The organism is Chryseobacterium sp. 2987 (genome assembly GCF_031456375.1).
In the GTDB taxonomy this organism is placed as follows: domain Bacteria; phylum Bacteroidota; class Bacteroidia; order Flavobacteriales; family Weeksellaceae; genus Chryseobacterium; species Chryseobacterium vaccae.
The window spans coordinates 1-25,467 of sequence record NZ_JAVDUN010000005.1 but is presented as its reverse complement, the minus strand read 5'-3'; the positions used below and the strand labels follow the sequence as shown (position 1 = coordinate 25,467).

General features: G+C 34.3%; 25 protein-coding genes and 1 pseudogene. 4 read left to right on the top strand and 22 right to left on the bottom strand.

The genetic code is table 11. From position 1 onward, the window contains the following. Positions 1–217: 217 nt before the first annotated feature. From J2Y40_RS15530 to J2Y40_RS15510, 5 genes are all read right to left on the bottom strand, one after another. Positions 218–553: a hypothetical protein gene (locus tag J2Y40_RS15530; RefSeq protein WP_153391752.1), complete on the bottom strand. Its 336-nt coding sequence runs from the start codon at positions 551–553 to the stop codon at positions 218–220. Between the two features lie 272 nt (positions 554–825). Beyond that, positions 826–1,911 carry a DNA polymerase III subunit gamma/tau gene (gene dnaX / locus J2Y40_RS15525; RefSeq protein ID WP_153391750.1) on the bottom strand — a complete coding sequence of 362 codons (1,086 nt, stop codon included), beginning with the start codon at positions 1,909–1,911 and terminating at the stop codon, positions 826–828. Between the two features lie 101 nt (positions 1,912–2,012). Then, the gene (locus tag J2Y40_RS15520) at positions 2,013–2,639 is read right to left on the bottom strand and encodes a TetR/AcrR family transcriptional regulator (protein WP_153391748.1); all 627 of its coding nucleotides are present in this window, start codon (positions 2,637–2,639) and stop codon (positions 2,013–2,015) included. A gap of 6 nt (positions 2,640–2,645) precedes the next feature. Next, a complete protein-coding gene (locus J2Y40_RS15515) occupies positions 2,646–3,902 on the bottom strand; it encodes an aminotransferase class I/II-fold pyridoxal phosphate-dependent enzyme (RefSeq protein ID WP_153391746.1) in 1,257 nt (418 codons plus the stop codon). Between the two features lie 378 nt (positions 3,903–4,280). Further along, positions 4,281–4,664 carry an AraC family transcriptional regulator gene (locus J2Y40_RS15510; RefSeq protein ID WP_153391744.1) on the bottom strand — a complete coding sequence of 128 codons (384 nt, stop codon included), beginning with the start codon at positions 4,662–4,664 and terminating at the stop codon, positions 4,281–4,283. 677 nt (positions 4,665–5,341) lie between these two features. On the opposite strand from J2Y40_RS15510, the gene J2Y40_RS15505 reads away from it, so the two are divergent. The 4 genes from J2Y40_RS15505 to J2Y40_RS15490 all read left to right on the top strand — a co-directional run bounded on the left by J2Y40_RS15505 (position 5,342) and on the right by J2Y40_RS15490 (position 8,277). Continuing rightward, positions 5,342–5,665 carry a hypothetical protein gene (locus J2Y40_RS15505; RefSeq protein ID WP_309999919.1) on the top strand — a complete coding sequence of 108 codons (324 nt, stop codon included), beginning with the start codon at positions 5,342–5,344 and terminating at the stop codon, positions 5,663–5,665. Beyond that, entirely contained in the window at positions 5,662–6,273 is a 612-nt protein-coding gene (locus J2Y40_RS15500; protein ID WP_309999917.1) for a response regulator transcription factor, read from the top strand. The genes J2Y40_RS15505 and J2Y40_RS15500 overlap by 4 nt, the downstream gene beginning before the upstream one ends. A 190-nt stretch (positions 6,274–6,463) precedes the next feature. Further along, positions 6,464–7,657, top strand: a complete 1,194-nt coding sequence (locus tag J2Y40_RS15495) for an MFS transporter (RefSeq protein ID WP_309999916.1) — start codon at positions 6,464–6,466, stop codon at positions 7,655–7,657. A 203-nt stretch (positions 7,658–7,860) separates the two neighbouring features. After that, positions 7,861–8,277, top strand: a complete 417-nt coding sequence (locus J2Y40_RS15490) for a hypothetical protein (RefSeq protein ID WP_153391737.1) — start codon at positions 7,861–7,863, stop codon at positions 8,275–8,277. A 490-nt stretch (positions 8,278–8,767) separates the two neighbouring features. Here the strand turns inward: J2Y40_RS15490 and J2Y40_RS15485 are convergent, their stop codons facing one another. The 17 genes and pseudogenes from J2Y40_RS15485 to J2Y40_RS15405 form a co-directional block, all read right to left on the bottom strand. Continuing rightward, positions 8,768–9,346 carry a thermonuclease family protein gene (locus J2Y40_RS15485; protein WP_309999914.1) on the bottom strand — a complete coding sequence of 193 codons (579 nt, stop codon included), beginning with the start codon at positions 9,344–9,346 and terminating at the stop codon, positions 8,768–8,770. Between the two features lie 686 nt (positions 9,347–10,032). Next, a complete protein-coding gene (locus J2Y40_RS15480; RefSeq protein ID WP_153391733.1) occupies positions 10,033–10,398 on the bottom strand; it encodes a hypothetical protein in 366 nt (121 codons plus the stop codon). Positions 10,399–10,475: 77 nt separating this feature from the next. Further along, positions 10,476–10,724, bottom strand: a complete 249-nt coding sequence (locus tag J2Y40_RS15475; RefSeq protein WP_153391731.1) for a hypothetical protein — start codon at positions 10,722–10,724, stop codon at positions 10,476–10,478. An 81-nt stretch (positions 10,725–10,805) separates the two neighbouring features. Continuing rightward, positions 10,806–11,366 (bottom strand): hypothetical protein, encoded by a 561-nt coding sequence (locus J2Y40_RS15470; RefSeq protein WP_153391729.1) that lies wholly within the window; start codon positions 11,364–11,366, stop codon positions 10,806–10,808. A 64-nt stretch (positions 11,367–11,430) separates the two neighbouring features. Continuing rightward, a complete protein-coding gene (locus J2Y40_RS15465; RefSeq protein ID WP_309999912.1) occupies positions 11,431–12,501 on the bottom strand; it encodes an RHS repeat-associated core domain-containing protein in 1,071 nt (356 codons plus the stop codon). 180 nt (positions 12,502–12,681) lie between these two features. Then, positions 12,682–13,212, bottom strand: a complete 531-nt coding sequence (locus J2Y40_RS15460) for an STM3941 family protein (RefSeq protein WP_153391726.1) — start codon at positions 13,210–13,212, stop codon at positions 12,682–12,684. 173 nt (positions 13,213–13,385) lie between these two features. Next, the gene (locus J2Y40_RS15455; protein WP_309999908.1) at positions 13,386–13,781 is read right to left on the bottom strand and encodes a hypothetical protein; all 396 of its coding nucleotides are present in this window, start codon (positions 13,779–13,781) and stop codon (positions 13,386–13,388) included. Between the two features lie 181 nt (positions 13,782–13,962). Continuing rightward, positions 13,963–14,217 (bottom strand): hypothetical protein, encoded by a 255-nt coding sequence (locus tag J2Y40_RS15450; RefSeq protein ID WP_309999907.1) that lies wholly within the window; start codon positions 14,215–14,217, stop codon positions 13,963–13,965. An 88-nt stretch (positions 14,218–14,305) separates the two neighbouring features. Further along, complete coding sequence (locus J2Y40_RS15445; RefSeq protein WP_309999905.1) at positions 14,306–15,028, bottom strand: hypothetical protein; 723 nt, start codon at positions 15,026–15,028, stop codon at positions 14,306–14,308. 2 nt (positions 15,029–15,030) lie between these two features. Then, on the bottom strand, positions 15,031–15,711 hold the full coding sequence (locus tag J2Y40_RS15440; protein ID WP_309999903.1) for a hypothetical protein: 681 nt from the start codon (positions 15,709–15,711) through the stop codon (positions 15,031–15,033). Positions 15,712–15,749: 38 nt separating this feature from the next. After that, a complete protein-coding gene (locus J2Y40_RS15435; RefSeq protein WP_309999901.1) occupies positions 15,750–16,460 on the bottom strand; it encodes a hypothetical protein in 711 nt (236 codons plus the stop codon). 844 nt (positions 16,461–17,304) lie between these two features. After that, positions 17,305–17,643 (bottom strand): annotated as a pseudogene (locus J2Y40_RS15430) (RHS repeat-associated core domain-containing protein); the annotation flags it as partial. Positions 17,644–18,257: 614 nt separating this feature from the next. Further along, complete coding sequence (locus J2Y40_RS15425) at positions 18,258–18,404, bottom strand: hypothetical protein (RefSeq protein WP_309999899.1); 147 nt, start codon at positions 18,402–18,404, stop codon at positions 18,258–18,260. 1 nt (position 18,405) lies between these two features. Next, positions 18,406–18,753: an enoyl-CoA hydratase gene (locus J2Y40_RS15420; RefSeq protein WP_309999897.1), complete on the bottom strand. Its 348-nt coding sequence runs from the start codon at positions 18,751–18,753 to the stop codon at positions 18,406–18,408. Between the two features lie 3 nt (positions 18,754–18,756). Then, complete coding sequence (locus J2Y40_RS15415) at positions 18,757–22,353, bottom strand: DUF6443 domain-containing protein (protein ID WP_309999894.1); 3,597 nt, start codon at positions 22,351–22,353, stop codon at positions 18,757–18,759. Position 22,354: 1 nt separating this feature from the next. After that, entirely contained in the window at positions 22,355–25,207 is a 2,853-nt protein-coding gene (locus tag J2Y40_RS15410) for a hypothetical protein (protein WP_309999893.1), read from the bottom strand. A 9-nt stretch (positions 25,208–25,216) separates the two neighbouring features. Beyond that, the coding region (locus J2Y40_RS15405; protein WP_309999891.1) for a T9SS type A sorting domain-containing protein at positions 25,217–25,467 on the bottom strand (251 nt) is incomplete at its 5' end.

The following is a 25,467-nucleotide window of genomic DNA, read 5'->3' as shown; positions in this document are numbered from 1 at the left end:
ATAAAATCGGTAATACGTTCTGAAATTTCTACAATAGAAAGCAGAAAAGCTAAAATAACCGCTGAAAAACTGATCAGCGGGTGTAAAAGAAGACAGAGATAAGTTGAATATTTTTTCCACTTTTGTTCTGAAAATGTCTTGTTTTAGCCTTTTCGGATTATATTTGCTTTTGTCAAAAAGTTATTTTTCACAAAAATATTTGACAAATATATAAAAATTATGTCAAATCAAACCTCATTAAATCATCAAGATCTTTTAAAAGTGGATTTTTTTCGATGAATTTTTCAAATATTTTTCTTTTAGTAACCACTTCTACTTTCAGATTTTCGAAGTCTCTCTGATAATCTATTTCAATAGCGTGGTTGTGTACCTTTGTTTTGAAATGGTTGAAAAATTCCCCGCTGATCTTATCAAATTCAGCTTTTGCAGAATCTGAAGGGTATAAAACCCGAATCTGATTTTCACCAGACTTCACCAATTTGAAGGCTTTCACCGCATTGAAGGCGAAACTGTCTTTGGCCTGGAGCTGTTTCAGCATAAGGTTCCATGCCATCTGCAGATCTGTATCTGTAAAATGGTTTTGGGGAAGATTGTCAGTTTTTACGACTACTGTTGCTTCAGTGGTTGTTTCATCTTCTCTATTCAGAAATGAATTGATACTGAAACCAGAAGCTGTTCCTTGTCTTGATAAAGGTTTCGTTGTTTTTACTGCTGTTTCCTGAACAGCATCGGTCTGAACGGCTGGTTGTGGTTTTTCTTCTCGTTTCTCATGAGCTTTTTCGGGAGTTTTTATTTCCAGTTTCTCATGAAGAAACGGAGCCAGTATCAGGAATTTTTTTTTTTAGTATCGCCTGAACCAGCGGTCAGAGAAGCCAGCTGCATCAGTGCAATTTCAACTGTAAGTCTAGGGTTTTTGGAATTTTTATAATTAATATCCGCATGGTTGCAGATCTCAACACCGTCTATCAGCTGTTGGGCATTCCATTTCTGGCTTTGCTCAACAAATTTAGCCTTCGTCCTCTCTCCCACTTCAATCAACTCGATGGTGGAAGCGTTCTGAGCCATCATAAGGTCCCTGAAATGGTTGCCTAAGCCGGCTATAAAAATATGAGGATCAAAACCTCTTTTTACAATTTCATTAAATGCAAAAAGGACTTCCGGGATTTTATTTTCTTTGGCGAGGTCTACTATATTTAAATACTGATCGTAATCCAGAATATTAAGAACCTCGGCTGCTTTGGCCAGGGTAATATTCTTTTGGGAAAAGGTTGAGAGCCTATCGAAAATGGAAAGTGCATCCCTTAAAGCACCATCTGCTTTCTGGGCTATCAGATATAAAGCATCATCTTCATACTGAATGCTTTCTTTCTGAGCAATATTTCTTAAATGGCCCTGGATATCCTCTATAGTGATTCTTTTGAAATCATAGATCTGGCAGCGGGACAAAATGGTAGGAATTATTTTATGCTTTTCTGTGGTAGCCAAAATAAAAATAGCATGTGCCGGCGGTTCTTCCAGTGTTTTAAGGAAAGCATTGAAGGCTGCAGAAGACAGCATGTGCACCTCATCTATGATATAAACTTTGTACTGTCCTACCTGAGGGGCAAAACGTACCTGGTCTATCAGTTCCCTGATATCATCCACGGAGTTGTTGGATGCCGCGTCCAGTTCATAAATGTTGTAAGCAAAGCCGTCTTCTGAAACGGAGCCGTCCTTTTCATTGATTTTTCTTGCCAGAATTCTGGCGCAAGTAGTTTTACCTACACCACGAGGTCCGCAGAAAAGCAGAGCCTGAGCCAGCTGATTTTCTTCAATTGCATGTTCTAAAGTATCCGTAATATGGGATTGCCCTACCACAGTATCAAACTGCTGCGGGCGGTATTTTCTTGCAGATACGATAAAATTTTCCATTGGCCAAAAGTAAGAAATATAGTTTTAATTTGAAAATTTAAAGTTTTCAAATTATCAACAAAAAATTAATTTTGGTCAAATAAGAAAACTTTTAATCATCATTATTTCTGGTAAGATAAATCAATCACTTCAACAATAGCCTCTTCAATAGCTTTTCTTCCTTCTTCACTTTTCAGATCAATGCCACAGAATTTGCTTGCATTGTACCCTGTATACAGGTTCAGATAATAGGCTCCGGAAACAAGCAATGCCATAATAGCTCTTGTTCTGAGCGCTTTATCACCAAAATAAGGATCAATAATATTTTCAAACAGAATTTCTCCGGCTTCTTCGCGTTGTTCTACCAGTTTTCTAAGGATAGGCTTACTTTCTGAAAGTTCCCAAAGAATGATTTTCTGTAGTTCTTTGTTTTTCTTAAGACTTTCAAATTGAGCAAGTACAGCTTTTTTAGTCAGTTCTTTTCCTCCGTCGGAAAGATCCACATCTACGTTTTCCGGATTTACTTTACTCCAGTAATCCTGTGATCTGATATATTCATCGATAAGCTTATCTGTACTTCCAAAATACTCATAGATGAGTTTTTTATCAAATCCTGCTACGGCAGCGATTTTACTAACTTTTAATCCTGAGTATCCTTTTACTCTCAAGATTTTACCAACTGCTGCAAGCAGTTTCTGTTTGGTTTTCTCCTTATCCCTGATGGGACCTTGCACTACTTTTCTAGGCATAATTTATTATTTTTTTGCTATATGCAATTTTTTGTTGATATCTTCAAATACATTTAAAGTTCTATCAAGGTGTTCTTTTTCGTGTCTTGCCGTCACGCTCATTCTGATACGTGCATCTTTTCTTGACACGGCAGGATATATAATAGGATTGGTGTAAATCCCGTTTTCCATAAGCAGTCGTCCTACATCTCCTGTTATGTGCGGATCTCCGATTTTTACAGGGACCACTGCCGAGCAGGTAATTCCTGTATCTAATCCCAGATCATCCAGTCCTTTTTTGAAATAATTAATATTATTCCAAAGTTTTTCTCTCCATTCCGGTTCTTCATCGATCAATTCAATAGCTTTGATCACTCCTGCTGAAGAAGGTGTTGCGGTTGCTGAAAATATCTGCTGGCGTGACTGGAATTTAAGGAAAGTTACAATTTTTTTATTTGCAACCACATATCCTCCCAGATTTCCGAAAGTTTTACTTAAAGTTCCTGTCATAATGTCCACTTTATCTAACATATCTGTCAGTTCAAGTGTCCCTCTTCCGGTTTTTCCCAAGACTCCTATCCCATGAACATCATCTACCATTAGAAAGGCATTATATTTTTTCACAAGATCATAAATTTCTCTGACATGTGCAATATCACCATCCTGGGAATAGACACCATCGATTACGACAAGCTTTGTACGGTACTGATCTTTTGATGTCTTCAAAATGTGTTCCAAATGTTCCAGATTATTATGCTGAAATGTCTTTTTATTGGTAAATGCACATCCTTCATGTACGCTGGCATGTACTGCCATATCTAAAATAGCAAGATCTTCTCCTTTCATAAGACATTGCAACATGGCACTATTTGCTGTATACCCTGTTGTAAATACTACTGCTTCATCCGCTTCTCTTCCAAAAAATTCAGCAATTTTCTTTTCTAATCTGTAATGATAATCAAAATAGCCACCGATAAGAGGAGTTGCTCCTGTACCTGTCCCATATTCTTCAATTCCTTCAATGGCAGCCTTCTTTACTTTCGGATGTTGTGTAAACCCTAAATAATCACTGGAAACAAAACTTACATACTGCTTGTTCTGATCTGCAATACTTACATTTAATGTAGCATTGGTTCCTGTGGTATTTCTAAGCCTGTAGTGCATACGACCGTTGGATTTCATATAATCCAGGAAATCACTGAAGGCTTCTGCTCTTTGAAGAATATTAAAGTCAGGAATATTCTCAAAATCTTTAAAAGTTGCTGTAGTAAAATCGATACTCATCCTTAATGTTGTTTATATTATGTATTAGTTGTTTGAATAAACAAATATATGATTAATAAAGCTTGTTAAAATTTAACATTTACATTAAATTTATAAACATTTAAAAAAAAAACCGCTTAATATCTGATAATCAAATAATTTTATTTTTATTAAATAATTCACTTTATGCTTTAATGGTTTGGATAGCTTTTTAAGAAACCTAAATTAACAAAAAAAAGACAACCATAAAACACTATTAATAGAGAAATAACAAAAAAGATGATTATCAATTACAATCACCTCATTTATAAAATATTATTTTTGTCTTTTTTTCTCTACAAGATGAAAAAACCTAAAAAACCCTGTCTATCTGCTTATTTTAATCATCCTTAAAGAGGGTTATCCAATACTATTTTCAACTGAATTTTTATTTATTTTTCTAAAGTCTCCAGGGGTGATGCCTGTCATTTTTTTAAAGAACTTGGAAAAATTAGACGGATCATAGGTAAGAATTCTCGCAATCTCGGCAATAGATTTGTCAGAACCGGCAAGCATAGTTTTGGCTGTATCAATAATCTTTTCATCATAAAAGTAGCAAGGATGCCTTCCTTTTTCTTTTTTTATGGTATCGGTAAGATGGGTATGGGAAACAGCGAGCTGTCCTGCAATTTCATTGAGTTCCATAAATTCAGGAGTAACGCCATTCATAACCTCAAGGATATGCTTATCCAGAAAAGCAAAATACTGGCTTGTGATTTCTTCACTTCTTTTCATTTTTGTCATCTTTATATTTTTAGACAATTCCTCTATGAAATTAAAGATAAGAATAAAAAAGAACATGGTGAACTTTTCGGAAACCAAAGAAAATCATTCATTTACAAACAATTATCACAAGGTTTTTTTTCATGAACTTTTATTACAAAAAGGGGAATATCTTCCGTTTGAATTCTGTATATGGTATATTTTTAAATGCTCCAGAATTTCAGGCTTTATCAGCTCTTCAATTGATGTTTTAAAAATCTCTTCTATTCATTGAAAATGAGAAAAGCTTAAACACATTTTTACCTTATTCAAGAAACTACATCTCTTTCTTACGAAAAATTTATCTCATTTACTCTCTTTTCGGGGAGATAAAACTCATATCAAAATTAGCCATACCATGGCAGTTAATATGTATATTTTTATTAATTTTACGTGTTTAACTAAAACTCCTTAATCAAAAACACAAAAAATAGAAATATTTATGAGAAAAAATGCGTTCAGTAATTCCCACACTTAAAAAACTTTGGCTTGTAAAATGACTATTATTAACAGATTTCTGTACTGATCATACGGAAAAACATAGATCATTTATGTATTTGAGAGCCCGGACATTGTTTTTTGTAATATTATTTTCAAATATTTACAAACAGCGTCATACTTCTACACGGTATATTACAGACAACGAATTTTTGCTGAACATGGCGAAGTTTTTTGTCCGGAACAGGTATGGTTTTATCCGGATAGCTCTTGAGAATGTCGCAAAAAATATTTTAACCAACATAACTAGTCTTAAACCCTCTAAAACCAGGCAAAAAATTGCCATAATAACCACCTCTACGGAAATGTCTGAAGAGCCAGCTGCAGGAAGGATCAAAATTTCAAAGAATATGGGATGCTATCAATTTGATTTTAAAAGTTGGAAATCCATTCCTAATCAAGTAACACTTCCATTAGTTTCAACTCCGGATATCTCTAAAAGGAACTCTATTGAAATAACTCTTATTAAAGCTAATATTATATGAATGAAAGAATTTTAATCGCTGATGATCATTATGTAGTAAGAGCCGGAACTGCTTTGGTACTGGAGTCTGCGTATCCCAAGCTTGACATTGATTTTGCAGAAAATTATGAACAGGTCAAGGAACAATTGGCCGCACGTCATTATGATTTGCTTCTGCTGGACATTGATATGCCCGGAACCCAGTACAAAAGGATGATCACTGAGCTTAAGGATATACAGAAAAGTCTTAAAATTCTTGTATTTTCCGGATATGATAAAGATGTTGCCATTCAGTACATCAGAGAAGGTGCTGAAGGTTATCTCAGTAAGCAAAGCAGCGAAGAAGAGATCCGGGAAGCCGTAAGGTCAGTCATAGAAAAAGGGTATCATTATCCTGCAGAGCTGATCGGCCTGATCATTCAGAATAAAAAAAGTAATCCTGTAGAGAAGCTGTCATCCCGTGAACATGAAATTTTCAAACTGCTGGCAGACGGATACGGAAATCTTGAAATTTCCAATAAACTAGACATTCAGATGTCTACGGTAAGTACCTATAAAAAAAGGATTTTCAAAAAGCTGAATATTTCTAATATTGCTGAACTGATCAAAGTTCATGAAATGATGCACTAATCCGGCGATGATATCATCAGCAACTGTATGGCCAGCCTCTTTCACTTGGCCATACAGCGACATTTATAATAATTGTTTCTGCCAATAGCTCTTATTGAATACTCCATTTTTTTAATTAAAAAAATATCAGCAACTTTACAGAATTCATATTTCATCATAAAAACCCGGTATTTTTATAACTCAAAAGATCATGAATTCATCTGAAAAAGCAGAAAAAGGCAGTGCCCGTTTCCGGTATATAAAACTTTGTATTTTCTTTTCGGGACTTTCTGTATTTGCCCAGCTTTATCTTTTTCAGCCGATGCTTCCAATGGTTGCAGAATATTTTAAAACCACCGCCGGCGACAGTTCTCTTCTTGTTTCTTCCTCTACAATTGGGATGGCTGTAGGTTTGCTCTTTTTTGCTTTTAAAGCAGACTCTTATTCAAGAAAGAACCTGATGGTCTTTTCCCTGATCTCCTCTGCCCTGCTTACTATTATTTCTGCCTGGATTCCCGATCTGAGTTTTCTTATTGCCGCAGGATTTCTGAAAGGTTTTGTTGTGTCCGGAGTTTCTTCCGTTGCATTGGCCTATCTTACGGAAGAAGTTCATGCATCTGTGGTAGCTCTTGCCATTAGTATGTACCTCAGTGGAAATACAATCGGAGGTATGAGCGGAAGAATACTGGCAACTATTTTAGCGGGAGAATTCGGATGGCGGAATGCTGTACTGATCATAGGAATAGAAAGTTTACTTCTTGGATTGGTGTTTTGGAAGCTATTTCCTGATTCCAGATTTTTCAATCCTCAAAAAATGGATTATTCTCTAAAGGTAAAACAGATGAAACGGTTTCTTACAGATCCGTATATGCTGCGTTTGTACTGTATTGCTGCTTTGCTGATGGGTGCTTTTGTCAGTGTATACAATTACCTGAGCTTTAGATTAGAAGGCAGTCCGTTTTACCTTAATCATTTTGTGATTGCATTTATATTTTTAATGTATATTTTCGGGGTTTTCGGAACGATGATCACCAGCAGACTTTCAAAACGACTGGATTCTTCTCTTATTTTGAAGGGTTCTATTCTATGCATGCTTGCAGGGGCGATACTGCTTTTCTCTGAGAATATTTATATTATTATTTTCGGTCTGGGGCTATTTACGCTCGCTTTCTTTGCTGCTCATACGATGGCCAGCCAGATGACAGCTCTGCGGGCAAAACGCGGAAAATCTTCTGCAACGTCTATTTACTGGCTTTTTTATTACTTCGGCTCCAGCATTCTGGGAAGCGGAACGGGATATCTTCTCCATTCTTTCTCCTGGAATTTTTTCATAGGGGTAATTATTTTTGCTGCAGCTGTTTCATTTCTATTCGCATCTGACAACAAGTATTTGAGAGCAAAATAACAGATACCACATAGCTACCACATTTCATTTTTTCCGGAATGACCATCTTTTACGAGCAGGAAGACTTATTTTAATAAATAATTAAATATGAGTCATAAAAATTAACAAAACATTCACTAAATACAGGGTTTTAAATCCAATGCGAGGCATAGTATTTGCACTTGTATACTGAGCACTTTTCACCATCAAAAATCCAGAGTATCATGAATGTAGCAGATCTTAAAATTAAAAATTTAGTTGAGTACAAAAGTCAGATTTATACGATCACTGAAATCTTCCAAAATATCAGTCATGATTATTTTGTGAAAATTGAAAACAATTCCCAAAGTCTCTCTGTACCAGCCGTTTCTATTCAACCGATTCAAATTACGGAAGAATGGCTTGAAAGGCTTGGATTTTCATGTACCTACAGTTCGGAACGAAGAATCCGATATGAAAGACCAGAACCGTTTATAAAATACGATATTGATCTTAGCTCAAAAAAGTTTCTTGAAGGACTGAAGATTTATGGAAATTCAATCAGATGCAGGTATATTCACGAGTTTCAGAATATATTCTCCTGCCTTTTTGGTAAAGAGCCGGCTTCTTCAGGATTTGGGCTCCTGAAAGCAGATTTATAACAATTTTTCGAAATCAACTTTTTAACTTTGGTTAATAATTATTGGATAAAGCATCGAACTTGTGTGTGCTTTTAAATTGCAGCTGTTTTTTTGGAAACTAAAGGATTTCATTTTTGCGTGGTAAAAAAACATATCACCAATACACATTTTTTTATTTTCAAATCGCTCGCTGATTTTGCAGATGGCGCAGATTTCTTATTCGATGGTTAATAAAAATTGCAGTGCACTTCTCGACGTAGAGCTTGTCTCTTAAAAAAACTTAAGTGTTATTGTAGTTAAAAAATTTCATTGCCACGGATGCACGAGTTCTAATTTATTGCGGATTTTACAAATTGACTGTATAGGTTTTGGCCAAAGCCAATGGATGGTCTTTTTATCATTTAGGCGGACTAAAGTCCACCTCTATTGAATATATTCTGCAAAATAAAGATTATTGACTAATATTTTTATTTCACAGGACTCATTTGGATTGATGAAAATTGGGTTTCAGCTAATAAATTACCTGATTTGGTTTGTTATCTTGTTTTGAAGAATTGGGCAATGACTTTGTTTTCTTCTTTTCAGATTGCTCTGCAGCTTGTTTTTGTAAACGTTTTTTACGAGCTTCTTCACGTCTTTTTTTACGGTAATCCCACGGAGAAATTGCTTTTTTATCCTGCCATAAACCTACCTTGTGGACTCTTGCCGATTTTTCCATTTTTCCGAGCAAACTATCTTTTGAATAGGTATAATACCACCATCCATAACCTGCTTTAATAATTTCCGCGGAAAGGTATTTTCCATTGTCATAATATACCTTGGCTATGCTACGTCCATATCGGTCTGTTTTGATTTCTGTGAAAGTGATTTTTTTAGCAAAAATCTGGTCTGAGGTGAATTGTTTGGCATTTTTCCCAAATGGCTGCTTATTTTCCGGACAGTCTACTTCTGCCAACCGAAGTTTCTTCTGAATGTTTCCGTCTAATAAAACCGTGATGGTGTCACCATCTGAAATTCCAACTACCTTTGCCGTCGTCTGTGAGAAAAGAGAAAAAGGAAAGCATAAAAACGCATAGAAAAGTATTCTCATGCCGCAAAATTATGGATTTTTTCTTTTGTTTAAGGGCTTTTCCGGGGTTTTGTTTTTATAGAGGAGGTTATAATTCATATCTTAATCTTTTATCTTAACAGTTCTACACTATATACAAATAAAGCAAAGCTTATTATAATATAAAGTAATAAACATGAATACCCTAAAAATGATGTATGAAAACCATAATTTTCATGCCTCTTTTTCCTTAAATAATTATTTATTACCCAGAATAATCCAATACAAAACAATGTAATAGGAATAAAATAATTTTTAGTAGGATAATAATTTTTAAGAAGGATAAAATTTAATGCTGTTAAGATATTCATCCATAGCATTATTGTAAAAAATATAGATGTTGAAAATATTGATATGTCATTATTTCCTACTTTTCTCTGAAATTCAATAAAGTGAAAAATAATATAATTGTTTCATTTGAGATATTAATCATGTAATTCCACACTTCATAAGCATCTACTATTAAAATTATCATCAAATAAACTGTTAACAAAATATGCATTTTTTTTATTTTTTATTAATTTCAGTTATTGAACATTCTATAATGTGGATTTTAGTTTGATATATAACAGCAAAATAAGTAAGAGTATTTTTTGATACTCTTACCTGATTTTTTGAGTTTTGAACTTTTAGTAATAGCCCTTCATGATAATCTAATCTGGAATTTTTTATTTTTCTAATAAAAACCCCTCAAATGAATCACCAAACTCTGATTCGACTCCTTTAGCTAAAGCGATACCTCCTGTCGATATCAGTTCAAAATCTCTAACATCATCAATAATCTTGAAAATGACTTCTGATCCTTCTGTATCAAAATCCTTCTTCACAGATAATTTCGGATTATCCAACATAAAAGTTCCCTTAATATATTTGCATCCTATCATTACAAGAAAAGGAACATCATCCTTTCTTTTTGAATATATTTTTATTGCTAATCTAATGTGACTAATATCAAACAGCCACATTTCCGCTTTATCACCTTGATATTCAGTCAAAATCTGATTGATTCTATTTATATCTGTTGTTATTTCCATAATTATTTACTTATAAATTATGTGGGTTTTCAAATAACATTATTTCCATTTTGAACAACCTTTAATATTCACTTACATTACTCATATTTTTTATATTTATTAAAAACCTCTGGAAAATTATATTTAGTAGATAGTTCTTCTAAAAAATGCTCAAATAATTCTGTTTGATCTCCTTTCTCCAATATCAAGGCTGGAAGATACTCTATACCATCTAAAAAGTCTGCTAAGAACTCATATGATTCGTTTTTATAAGCCAAACTGCGTGCACGAATTATCATGTCTTGGATTGCCAATATTGCACTATTTAATTTTTCTGTTTGTATCATTATTTCCTTTTTCTCTAAAAAATCTCTACATTTTTTACTATCAAAGCCAGCATCAGCGTTAAGCTACAGATTAAAAAATTATCAAATATTTTTGAAATACATTATAAAAACAGATGAGTCGGGAAGCCTTTTTATAAACTCTTTTATTTTAATATCCTTTAGCCCATCATGTTGCATATAATGTTCAATTTTTAATGCTTCACTATAATCCTTATAAGATATTTTATACCTTAATATATCAAAAGAAAATTTTGAAATTTCAAGCCTTAATTTTTCCATTTCCAACTGGTGAACATCATCTTTTTCAAGCATTTCTGCAAAATTCATCAATTTTTGGCATATATAATAAATTTCCTCGCTAAGGAAGACAGGAGGAAACCCAAACATAAAATTTATCCGCGAAAGAATAATTTTTTTTAGAGAATATCCTTTTATTCCGTAATAATATCCTAATTTACTCTCATTTATATCAGCATTTAGTATTAAAAATCGCCCTACTTCTCTAGGATTTACCTGATTTGAGTAAAAATTTTTCAATTCTCTGATGCTTGTCCATCCCGCTCTGTGTAATGATAAATCTGCTTGATTTAAATAAGCAAATAAAAAAACACACAAGTTATATTCTAATTTTATTTTTTTCATATTTTTATTAAAATGGCCACCACCAACGTTTAACATATTTTGGATTCAAAGTACTTATATTCAATTACATATGCCCTTCTACCATAATTCTTCCAGAATTTCCTACACCTCCTATAAAAGGAGTAGGAGTAACTCCCCATTTAGGTACTGTAAATTCTATATATCCTCCACCAAGATAACCTCCACTTGCTTGACCTAGTTTTACATTTAGCGGATATACAAAAGGAGCCATTTCAACATCTACTCCAAATGGTCTTGGTGACGAAACATTAATAGAACCACTTTTTTTAATAGCTTTAACAGCTGAAGTAGATGTATGATGTCGTACTGTTATAAATTCCTCTGCTTTAATAATCCCTGGAGCAACTCTTCCTTTAGCGAAGATAACGGCTAATGCCGCAATTCCTAATGCTTGAGTCTGTGTTTCCGGTTCGACTTTATTTACGATTAAAATCCCCAAAACGTCAAACATACTGTCCATCATCATGGCTTTTCCGGGTTGTCTCCATGCTTTTTGAGTGTCTGCGAAACTATCTTCTAAACTCTGAACATCAGCAACTTTGATTCTAGTGAAAACAATTTCCTGTATGTCCGTTGATGTAGCTCCCTTAGCTCCATCTGAAATCACTGTGGCATAAACAGCTCCACCAGCTCCCATATATGGATTTGATGACCATGCTAACCAGGAGCCAAAATAAGACCAGAAATCATCTACACGTCCGCTTCCGTTCCAATTTCCCAAAGCATTGGTAAGTGACTTTACATTTCCTCCTCTTTTTAAATAATTGAAAAGACGTGCTACGTCTTGTCCGATAAATTCCCAGCCGTCCGCAACAGGCTCCACTGCTCTTCCATCAGGATCTATAAAAGAAATAGGATTGTTTAACACATACGCATAAGGGCTGGCCAGGTAGTAAGATTCTGCCAATTGGTCTATCCCGTTCCATCTTCCGAGATCCGGCATATACTGTCTCCAGCCATAATCAAGCATTCCTGTATCATCCTGTAATTCTTTACCGTTGTATTGGTCAGGATTTCCTGATGTGTAATTGTATCCCTCATGCTTTAACCCAAACGGGTAATAGTTGTTTTCTTCAAGAACTGCTGCTCCTGAGCCATTATTCTGATAGCTCAACCGTACATTTCCTAATTGATCGGTATAGTTGTAAATGTATTTTATTATTTTAAATTTTAGTACATACAATACCCTTTGGAAAAAACAGACTGCTTCAAAATGAAACAGTCTATTGCTTTTCTTTGGACAGAGCTGTAATACTCACCATTGAGAAATTAATTTCTTACTTTAATACAAATATTAATTATGCTTATATTTATTATAAAATTGCAAAATGATTTGTTCAAGTTCTTTAAAACTACACTTCAATGCATTTGAAGAGATTGCAATAGGAGTTCCATAAGTTTTAAAAGTTCTTTCTAAGAGTTTTCTTTTAATACTATTTTGTGATATTAAGTATTTATTAGGATCTTTTAAATTAATAATTAAAAATTTTGTTGACATAACATCAATAGATTTTATAGAGGTTATATCCTTCCAATCAATCATTCCTACGCTGGAATAACTAGAGTTATCAGTAATTCCATTTTTGTCAAGGATAAGATTATTTTCTTTCATTAACAACATCCTTAGTATAAAAACAAAACATAACCCAAAAAATATTATTGATATAATCCCTATAACACGTATAAATATTATATTTTTAAATATTACGGAAGAAAAAATCTCCGGATTAATTATTAGAAATACCCCTAAAATTACAAACATTAGTGCTCCTATAAACATTATTACTAATTTCGCTTTACTCCCTTTTATTTCTATTTTGTTCATAAATTCCTATTTTAAATATTGAATCTGTTCAAACTTTCATTAGATCTCACTAAAATTACAAAAACCAGCGTATTGTATGTATAATACGCTGATTGAAATTATCTCTTGGACAGAGTACTTTAAACACTCTATCATACTGTCTTCTCGGCTTTTTTACCAAAAGGCATCTAACTCTAAAAGAATTTTAAACTAATAATCAATAGGAAAAAACTAAGTACACTACATAATAAGATAATAATTGCCAAAATAAAATAAAAAATTCTTTTCCAACGTGGGGTCAAATTATATAGGTCATTTAATTCTTTCAATGATATTAGTGGCATTATATACCTTTTAATTAGCTTTCGGGTTACTAAAAATTCAAAAGGAATTGCAATGACAGCAATTACTATAAAGTTTCTAAAACCCAACAATATATAAATATCCAGAAAAATTCCATAAATAATAAATGAAATATTTACATTCATTACGTTTAATAACGTTCCGCTCAAATCAGCCCCTTTAAATTGACCAATTTTTTGTCCACAATAATTAACAAAAAGCCATTGTTTAATAAAAGATTTAATCATAGATATTTGTGTTGATTTCACCAAATTTGTCATCCACTGTTCCCCCTATGTCAAAAGCATAGTCAGCTAATCCATATGCAAAAATAAGGGAGCGGCTACTGGAAATACTAGCTAACCCCACTGTTAAAATTCCCGCATTTAAAAGATCCTATTATTTTCCGATATGAGTGGTGTTTGATCATCAACTCCAATCATTCATTTCTACAATCTCTTCCAGTTTCCAATCTATATAACAAACATTTCCTGCCGGAGATCCTATACATTTCATAGCCTGATACTTTCTGGGCTGAATGATCCCGCCTTTGTTTGCATCCGTATAACTTAACCTGACATTCCCCAGATGACCTGTAATTGTAGATGTGAAAATTATTCTTTTTGCATTTAGCAGGAAAGGCATTTTATAAGAAACTGGGCTTTCTTTTACAAGAGAACCCATTTGTTTATTTGGCAGCTCAAAGTCAGGAAGCTTCGAGCAGCAGGACACACGCACCAGTACAAAGTAACTAAGATCTAATCTACGAGAATCATTTCCATTTCAAGGTATTACTTTCGAAACTTCCAGTAAAAAATTTAAATTTTTTAAATTTTCTTTTTTGTTTTTCCGTTAAATATCCATAAACTCTCTCGTCAATACAATACATCAAAGAAAAGCTATAACTCTCATTTGGTAACAAATTATAATAATCATACGTCCCAGATATTTGATTAGAATTAATTTTTTTAGGAGTAAAATATTTTTGATAGACAAACTCTTGTCCTGGCTTCAAAAAAATTAAATTTGAAATTAAAAATTTATTTTTAATAGCCCAATCGTTGCTCTGTAATATTCTATTAACCCTCTTCCAGTGATCTACTTCTTTATTTTGTAAATCTTTAAGAGAATCCCTTCTCTTTAATTCCATGATAACTCGATTATCATTTTCATCAATTTTCCCCATTAATTTAAATTGAGGAATAGCCATTAATATTTCATTATCAGATTGGTTTTCGAAATTTGCTTTTAACATTAAGTCCTTATAACTTTCCTGATCAACAAAATCAACACAAGATTCTCCATTATAGAACGGTTTAAAATCTGTTGTATCAATTGGCAATATATAATTGATTTGAGAGTTGTTTTTTATAATTATTTCTATAAGTTGTTTTTCATCAACTTTAGAGCTTCTATCAAGAAATTTTAAGGTTAAACTAATTTGAGAAAAAGCAAAAGATGAGTAAAAAAGTATTAAATAAATAAGTTTTCTCATTACTATGGATTTATAAATAAGTTTGACAAAAATTTAATTTTACTATTCAAAAAGTCAAGTGTTTTTTGAGGAAGAGCCCATCTAACTCTATATGCATTCATTGTTCGGTCAACATCAACATCTCTTCCTAATGATTTTTCCCAAGAATATCCTCTATACTCTTTAAAAAGCATATAAATTGGGATTGTATATCTATTTCTCTCAAATTCTCGATCATTCGTAGAAAATAAATCGATATACTTTTTATAATTATATTTATCATCAAAAACATGTAACATTTCATGACCTATTGTGTAAGCATATTCTAATAAATTACCAATTTTGTCAGTACTAATTCTTATTTTGTTAGTAAATGGATCCTGTTGCCCTAAATAATTTTCACCAGTTACCGGAATAAACACTGAAGGAGCTTTTGAAAAGAGCTTATTTAATTCAGGGACTTTATCCGTTAATTTTACCCAATCATTAAAACTTGCCTGCGTTTTCTCAGGATTACTCCCTAAACCTGCATTAATTATCTGATCCCTCAAAGAATTAAATCCTTCAAGAATAGAATCAATAGAAGATACCCCACTCATGATGAATTGAAACAATGCTCTTGCTAAATACCCCCTAACAGTGCTTCCTAAAATGACTGTTATTGGTAGTAAAAAGATATGAAAGTTCGAAAAAAACCACTGCATTCACAGTGGTTTTTTGCTATCTGGATAAACTATTAGAGCTATTCATATGAAAAAAGATAAGGAACAGTATTGCTTTCAATCATACCACTAAAAAATTTATACTTTTTTAATTCCTGTTTTTGCTTCACAGTCAGATAATTATATATAAATTTATCTGCACACAATTTTAAACTAAGAGAATACTCTTCATTATTATTAAGGATATAATAGTTATAAAATGAAGTTTCGCCCCGTTTTATATCAAAAATATCTAAATCAAAATTCATTCTAATTTTTTCTTTAGGTTCTAAAAGCAATAGATTATGCATGATGTAGAAATTCCTTTCTATTTCGGTTTGACTTTTTAGTTTATTATTTTTACCCCAATTCGTTAGATTATCTTTAGTTTTAGATTCTTCTAATCCAACTTTATCAATAACAACATCCTTGTCATTTACATGATAGCTCCTTACCAAAGACTGGATAGGTTCTTTACTCTCATTTTTATCTTTAAAGATTAAAGCTAATCCAAAAAAACGATGTGGATAGTCTAAAATTTTAAGATCACTACATAATTCTTCTGAATTATATCCTTTAAATCCTTTTTGATCAAAAGGTACTGCTAAATAATTGTTAGTTAAATTTCTAATTTCTATAACTAATTTTTCATTTTTTAATGAATCTTTTTTAAGCTCGACAATTTTTAGTTCAATTTGTCCAAAAACCGTCGCATAAAAAAAGAACGTTAAGGTTATGAATAGATTTCTCATAGTATTACTTTGGTGAAATATTTACAAATTTATTATACATTCTAAGTAGTTGAATTAAATTATTATTAACCATATCTATAGATACTTGCTCATATCTCGCTTTTGCCTGTTTAGCATTTGGGCCATGTACACGATATGTGTAATCTTTTGCATTAGGAGAAATTGCCGAATTTCCCATTACTTCTTCCCATGAATATGAAACATATTCTGAAAAGTAACCAAAAGCATTACTTGCAATTTTACCTTTTGATCCAACTATTTCGTAAAAACTCGTGCTGAAATAGTCTGTAATTGAATGAACCATTTCATGTCCTATTACATAACCAAGAAATAAAACATTATTTATTTTACTCATATTAAGTAATATCCTATATCCTTCAGATTTTCCAATAATATCATCTCTGTTAGTCTCTTCAAAAAAAACTTTTGAACCTTCTTTTTGCTTAGCCACATAGTTTAGTATATTATTAAGATTACCAAATACTCCAGCATTTAAAAGTTTATTTGCATCACTAAAACTTGCTTTTATACTTTCCGGTTTATCAATACCTGCATTAATCATCTGATCCCTCAAAGAATTAAACCCTCCAAGAATAGAATCAATCGAGGTTCCTGCCATGATAGACTGAAACATAGCTCCTGCCATATAACCTGTAACGGTAAATCCTGTAATACTATTATTATTAGTAAAGCATGACATAAAAGATCCGATAGCACCATCATCAGCCATAAAATTAGATCCTGAATACCTTTCATTCCATGCAAGCCCACTAACACTTGTCGTTGGATCAAACTCCCAGTTAAATGCAGAGTTTTTACCATAAAAGCTTGCTAAACGAGAAGGAAGTCTTCCATCGGAATCAATAAATTCTATAGGATTATTAAATGCGTAATTATATGGACTATGCCTTCTCATCTGTTCTGCAAGAGGATCTATTACTCCCCATCTTCCCAACTCCAGCATATACTGTCTCCAGCCATAATCAAGCATTCCTGTATCATCCTGTAATTCTTTACCGTTGTATTGGTATCGGTAGTCAGGGTTTCCTGATGTAGAATTGTATCCATAATGCTTTAATCCAAACGGATAATAGTTGTTTTCTTCAAGAACTGCTGCTCCCGAGCCATTATTCTGATAGCTCAACCGTACATTTCCTAGCTGATCGGTATAGTTGTAAATATACCATTATTCTAAAATTATATTACCAATATGACTCTTTCTACCAAAAATAGACTGTTTCAAAGATGAAACAGTCTATTATTTTCTGAGATGAACGGGGATGCACTTATTATGTCCAAATAATAAGAATTTAAAGACCTTTTATAAGAAACCAGGCTTTCTTTTTCAAGAGAGCCCAGTTGTTTGTTTAGTGGATCAAAATCAGAAGACTTTGCGTAGCAGAGATTTTATTTCTGTATTTGACATTAATAATTATTTAATGAATTGATCTTGACTATTTGAAATAAACAGGTAATTCAAATAATTACCTGTTTTTAATTATTTTATTTGAAATTTTCTTTATTAATGTTTATTAATACAGGATATCAACATATTTGGAACATTGCCAAATCTAATACACTATTCATTTTTATAAACCATTACCTTTTGAGATATCTTTTTTCATTTTATGCTTAAAATCCTCAAAGTTAGAATCCAAAAAAATGGTGGATGATAAGTATATAAAATCGCTAATTCATCCATAAAAAACCTTACTCGTTCGCCACAATTATCTTCATAACCATCATCTTCATAATTATATACAAAATCGTTTGCAAATTTTCTAAAGTCTAAGGATGCTAAAAGATATTTAGATTTATATACTCAAACATAGAAATAATAAAATCTCTATATTCATCCAAGCTCATCTTGGAAATGTTTTCTGGTCTTAATTCAATTGATAATTTTTCTTCAATTTGTTTTATAATTATTTCTCTTTCTTCCATATTAATTTATTAGATTTCCATTTTCATCAACTTCACTTTCTAAATATCCAATAACTTTATTCCAATCCTCACTTAAATAATACATGCCAAAATAGTTTTTACCATAAATATTTGCACCTTTTAATAGAATTCCTGTATCATTTTCTAATCCAATAAGTAAGAAACTCATTTGCTCAGCAAGCTTAAAGTTCTCTTGGCGAGTCGCAATACCTCTTCTTATTTTATATATTCCAATTAAATTTTCTCTCTCAAATCTACCGCTACTTAACCTCAATTGGTAATCATTAATTTCCCCAGGAAGATTAACTGTTTTTTTTATTAAAGTGAATACTTCTTCTTTTGTTTTCATTAATTAAGGTTTTATGTGTTGAACATTAGCTCTAATTACAGGTCCAAAAATTAACCATTCGCCTTCTTGCATTTTTTGTGCATTAATAGAGATATTTGGGATAGCATTAACACCTACTTTAAATCTTTTAGAAAGTATAACTCCTGATGCTGTTCCATAACTTGTGGCAAAATCTCTTGCTACAGTCGAATCTAACGTCCAAGATGTAAAAACAGAATAATTATCACCCATTGCATGAGCATCCATATCCCAATGTGCAGTTTCTCCAGGTCTTAAACCGTTAGGAATGGCAATACCAAATAAAGCTTCATTATACATTATAGCTTGCGTTTTAGTATGTGCATTAGAAGAAACTCCTCTATATAACAGTATTCCGTTTTTATTTACATCCGTTGTAATTATCGGTACATCTATAGTTTTGTCAAAGTTTCTTGTCCAATCAAATTCCGGCTCTGCAATCATTGTAGGGTATAAAATAGCTCCTAAAGTCATAGCTCCTGTTGAGATAACTCCTGTACCCAAGCCTTTCAAATATGAAGCTCCTCCTATATTAGTTACTTCACCAATCTGAACAATTCCAGTGGTAACTCTACTAACTGTTGCACCAGCTAAAAAGGTTGAAATACCCGCTCCTTTTTCTTTTTTACTAAAAATATTTCCAAAGAAATTTTTAATACCTCCCCAAAAGCCACCGCCTCCATCATTCTCTTTAGCTGCCTGTATTGAATTTAGAGAACGCCCTGAGCCATCCATTGCTCCTCCTCTGTTACTGTAAAAGTTCCCATCTCTGTTTGTCCAGACAGTTCCATGACTAGATTTATTAACCATGTCCATAAAATCCTGACTTAACCTACCATCAGGATCGGCTAATGTTATAGGATTATTAACAACATAAGCATACGGGGAAAAAGAACGATAAGCTTCTGAAAGCTGATCCATCCCATTCCATCTTCCTAATTCCGGCATATACTGTCTCCAGCCATAATCAAGCATTCCTGTATCATCCTGCAGCTCTTTACCGTTGTATTGGTATCGGTAGTCAGGGTTTCCTGATGTAGAATTGTATCCATAATGCTTTAATCCAAACGGATAATAGTTGTTTTCTTCAAGAACTGCTGCTCCTGAGCCATTATTCTGATAGCTCAACCGTACATTTCCCAGCTGATCGGTATAGTTGTAAATATACTTATTATTTTTAAAATCGTAGTATCCTTCCGAGGTAGGAACAAAATCCAGAGAGACCGTGTTCAGATGATTGATGGTATACTGGAATCCATCCAGATAATCTGTTGTGTTGGTGCGTTCTGTATTATTTTTTCTAAATTCAAAAGTGTATTTCTTTCTAAGTTTGGTTCTGTCAGCACGGTAGATATATTCCGATCTTACATTTCTTGTTTCATCTTCTCCTGTTTCGTTATTCCGGATTACATAGGTAGTACTGAATTTCATTCTCCCCGGAAGGTTCAGATAATTATATTTGATCTCTAATATCCCTTTGTCAATATGATCAGTCATGTTTCCATTGTCGTCATATGAAATCGCACTGCCGGAACTATCAGGATAGCCCATATAATTTCCAGTATTATCAACAACTGTCTGCAGCCTATTTCCGGTGTAAGTATAGATAAGGTTATCAATCTGTTGTGCTGTTCCCTCTCCTTTAGTATTTCTTTGCAGAGAACTTACATTTCCGTTGAGATCATAGCTCATTGCCTCGTTATAAAAGTCATTCTGCGGAACAGATGAACCCGGTTCAGAATATATTCCTTTTTTCAACCGGTTTAAGGCATCATACTGATAATCATATCTTCTCAATACATTATCTGTGACTGTTTTCCAATCTATTTCTGTAATATTCCCACCATATTTCCCTGAGGTGCTTGTGGTATTCTGAGGATTGAAATATTTCATCTCATACCCGAAAAGCTTCCCGTTCAGATTGGCAGGATCATTGATCTTCGTCAGCCAGCCAAGGATATTATAGGTGTAATCAATGCTCTGCAGAGGAGATGAAACATTGGTTCCCCCTACTTTCTTATTGACAATCTGGGAGAGTTCATTATAAGTATTCTGCTTCAGAATCTCTTCAGGGTTATTATCAATCTTATGCTTATGTACCAGCAGTCTTCCCTGAGCATCATAATCATAGGTCTGGGTGATCAGTTTCTCAGTATCTGTGGCCAGTCTTTTATGATAGGCTTTGGTTTGTAGAGTTAATCCTGCAAAATCCAGTTTGGATTCTGTTTTGGTGTAGCCTCCCAAATGATTGATGGAATAGGTTCCTATTGCTCTTCCTTTTTGATCATAATAGGTATAGGTTTTTGTCCAGCTGTCATTTTCTATATTTTTTACCAGGCTCATCACCGGAAGACCTTTGGTGCTTCTTCCATCAGCATCAGGAGTTTCAGTCAGTACCGGTTCTCCCAAAATCGTTGACGGAAAAGGAGGATTAAAACCATACTGCTGAGGATAAGAATCGTAATAAGTGACTGATAACAGGGTATTCAGTCCCCAATACATATTGGAGTAATAATAAGTCATATCATTGGCCGTGAGTCCTGTGGTATTTCTGCTTTCAATAACAGATGTGTCACTAATCTGACTCTGCATACCTGGTCTGGTATTATTAGCCGTTAGTATTCCTGTATAAATAGGCCTTCCCCATGCATCATATTTATAAATCATCCAGCTGAACGAAGTTCTTTGATTGGCATCCTGGGTAAGAATCAGCTTATCTGCTTTATCATACACCATATATTCCCAGCCTTTACCCGGAAGTCTTTTTTCCACCAGGCGATTCCAGCCATCATAGCGGTACTGGTAACAAAGCTTTTCCAGAGTATCCTGAGATACTGATCCTGAGGCCGAAGCCAGCGGAGGAATAACATAGACCAGATGCCCAAATTCATTGTAGACATAATAGGTATCTGCGACGTCCGGTGTTCCCGCTCCTTTTCTTGCCAGAATCAGCTGTCCTTGCTTGTTTTTGTATTCTACAGAGACTTTTCCATCCTGGTCGGTCACGGTATTTTTCGTCAGGGTATTAGCCGGATAGCTTCCCGGAAGTGAGAGTACCGATTCTGTTCTCCCTTCAGTCCAGGAAGAAGAAACCATATATTTTTTAACTTCACCGTTGATGTTGGTTTCATAGGCAAAAGCTGCCGGATGGTTCTGCCAGTCCTGCCCCGGAGAAATCTGTTGCAAAACACGGTCTAGTGGCGAATTATCCAATACGGTATGGGAAAACGGACGGTTGTCTCCATACAAACTCACTGCATTGCTTTTTACGGCTGCTGTGTCATGAACTGCCCCGCCCGATGTAGGCATGGGAACAGGAAACCAGCTGTCTACTTTTCTTCCGTAACTGTCATACGGAATATGCTGTACCATATCCTTTCCTGAAGGACTGGATTTTATGCTGACCGCCTGAAATGGTCTGCCGAAGCTGTCAAAATACTGTACACTTTCTGAAACTTTGGTACAGTCTGCATTCAGGCATTCTTTGGTATAGGTATAATTTTCGGTATTGGTGAGATTGTTCTGTGCAGAGAAAACTACCGCTGACAATATCCCGAACAGGCTTAAAATTCTTTTCATCATTTTACGGTTTGTAGTTGTATTTGTATTCTTTCAGCGTTTTGTACACGGTATTTCCTGAAGCATCTTTTTCTGCTCTTTTCAGGGTTTTTAATCTTCCGGCACTGTCGTATTCATACATTTCACGCTGGCCATCCGGAGACGTTGTTGTGGTAAGCCCCACCATTGGATCATAGGTATATGCTGTAATTCTGTATGCCGTCATTGAACTGTCCATACGGAGATTATCCAAAGCTGTAATCAACGCACTTTCTGATCCCGGGTTGGTATTATCGCTGTCTGATGCAGCAATAGCCGTGGTAATAAGTGAGTTGTTTTTAATATCATTATATTTTGCTCCTTCTATTCTGGCAATAACCTGCGTTTTGTTATAGCCATAGATCAATGTCGTAGAAATCCCGTCCGCAGAAGTCACCTGAAGTACATTTCCTTTGTCGTCATAAGCATCCAGAGAAGCGCTCTGCTTTGTACTGCCATCGGCAATATTGGTCGCGAGGACAGATGTTGGAAGAAGAGATGGAGATTCGTAATGGGTTATCGATTTAGAGGTCATTTTTCCGTTTTTCTTTTCCTCGTTTATTATAGGAATTCCTGTCATATTAGCAGTCACCAGGTGGCTGTATCCTGCCTGCCCGGAAGGATAAGTAATGAACTGTTCTGAGGTTTCTCCATCTGCCGTACTTTTTGTATAATACGGTTTCTGGTTTGTGTTCATCCAGGTTTCTGAACTGGACTCCAACATACCGTTATTGGGAAAAAATGCTTTTGCGGTGATCATATTCTTTTTAATGTAAGCAGGTTTTGAAGTAGTCTTATCTCCAAACCTCATATCATATTCTTCGTTTACATAATTATCGAGTTCATAATCATAAACCTCCTCTGTCAAAAGTGTATTCTGTTCATTATAGGTTTCTTTCTTTCTCATTAACCCGCTTTTAGTCACATTGTAATAAGGCCAGAAATATTGCGGAGTTCCTACTGTTCCCCCGGTCTGATACTTAGGGTAATCATCCGGTGTTCTAAAGTAGTGACGTACATATCCCTTGCCTGTTTCTGAGACTTTTACATTTCTGTGGATGATATACCCGTTTATAAAATCTCCTTCATCTTCTCTTTCATTTTCGTACAGATAACCACTTGTACTGTTAGACTGCTCAACAGATTCATAATCATAATTAACCGTCCTATCCGGACTGGCAGCAGCTGTATTTTTATAATACTTTATATTTTTAATTCTGGTTTGGCCTGAAGGTTTTGCATTTCTAAACGGACCTGGACGTAATTTTATCACAGATGCTCCAAACTCTCCTTTTCCTGCAGCCCCTTCAATTGACTCCAATTCAATGGTATAATTTCCGGGATAACCATTGATATTTTGTTCCTTATAGAACTCTGCAGTTATGGTAAAAGAAGGAATGATAATTTCCCCGTTTCTTTTCAGGGTAACCTTAAGCTTGTCCTTTCTTGGTTTTGGAGGAACACCCGGAATTTCAGGAGACAGAGGATAGCTATACTCATCAATTTGAAAAATAAATTTAAAGTACCTTTTCTCTGAAGGATCCCCGGGTACTGTAAAATTGTACTGCAAAGTCTCATTGGTATCAACCGGCCCGCTGCCTACTCCTTCCCGGTATTGTATTTCTGGATTAATAATATCCCATGTTACAGTCAGATAGTGTAAATAATAAGGATCATTAAAGTTAAAATAAACCTCTCCATTTTCAAAGTTGTATTCCGTAACTCCGCCAGAAGGGGTAATTATTCTTTTAAGAGGTCCTAAACCGGAAGATTCATTGTATACAAAACTGTTCTTTTCAACAGGACTGTTGTTTTTATCATTTCTGAACACAGAATTAAGAACCCTTTCTTTATTTGAAATACCACTACCTTTTGAAACCATGGTATAGTTAAATACATAAGAAGACAGTTCTTCTCCCGCAGGATTTTTAAAAATAATTTTCTGAAGGCTGTACGGATCACTGGCTGTTTTATCGCTCTCTTTTTTGCCTTCCAGCGTTTCATCATATGAATAATTAAAAACCGTCTGCCCGCTTCTGCTGGTGATGGCTTTCAGCTTATTCTGAAGGAATATAAGATAATTTGTACTGTTTTCCTTATATTTTGTCTTTTCATCATAGGTAAATACGGCTACCTCAGCCCCTATCGGAGATAAAATTTTGGTCAGGTAATAGGCCGGTTTATATTCCATAATGATAAGATTATCTATTCCGCAATCGTACCTTCCTAGATCCGGTTTATCAAAAAAATATTTATATCCGTTATCTGCTGTTATCGTAAAACTATCTGCTTTAAAAGTTGATGTATTGCTGTCTCTCACATATTCTATCTTAGCTCCGTTGGGCACTAAGTTCACTAATGTAAAAGTATTAGTGGCTATGTCTCTTTTGATTCTGAACTTTCCTGAAAGCCCTGGCAGATTATAATAGTAAAGATCATCAAACTCATTTTTTTGATAATACATAGCCCCTGCATTGTCATAACATTCGTCCAGACCCATGACAATTTTTTTATAAACCACTCCTGCTCCGAAAAATGACCATCCACGGCCTACATCACTCGCCAGTTCTTCGGTATTATCTGTCCTTCTTGCATTATAGCTTAACCCAAGCGGCCATTTCACCCCACCTGAAGTCGGAGCATCAGAAAGGGAAATCCCGATATCCGGTAATCCAGTAGCCAGAGACATTGGCACATCAGAATACTGTGACATTGCAGCCATAGATGGTGAGGCAATAGGGGTAGTAACAGCTTCTCCTACGCCTGCCTGTCCGTAGACCAGTGCCCCTAAAAAAACAGGGACAAGGCCCAGGGCTTTTATATAATTCGTTTTCTTCATAATTAGTTTTTATTTTTTGATCAGTTTTGCACTCGCTGTTTTATTGGTATCGGTTTTAATCACCACCAGATAAGCCCCCTGAACTAACGACTGGGTATTAATTTTGGTCACCTTATTCTTAGTTTTCACCGTCTGAAGCTGTCTTCCACCCATGTCATACACCAAAATATCTGCATTCTGGAATTGCATACCTATTTCTATGTAGGCATAATCAGATACAGGGTTTGGGTAGATCTTGATATCTTGTTTCTGGATCAGCT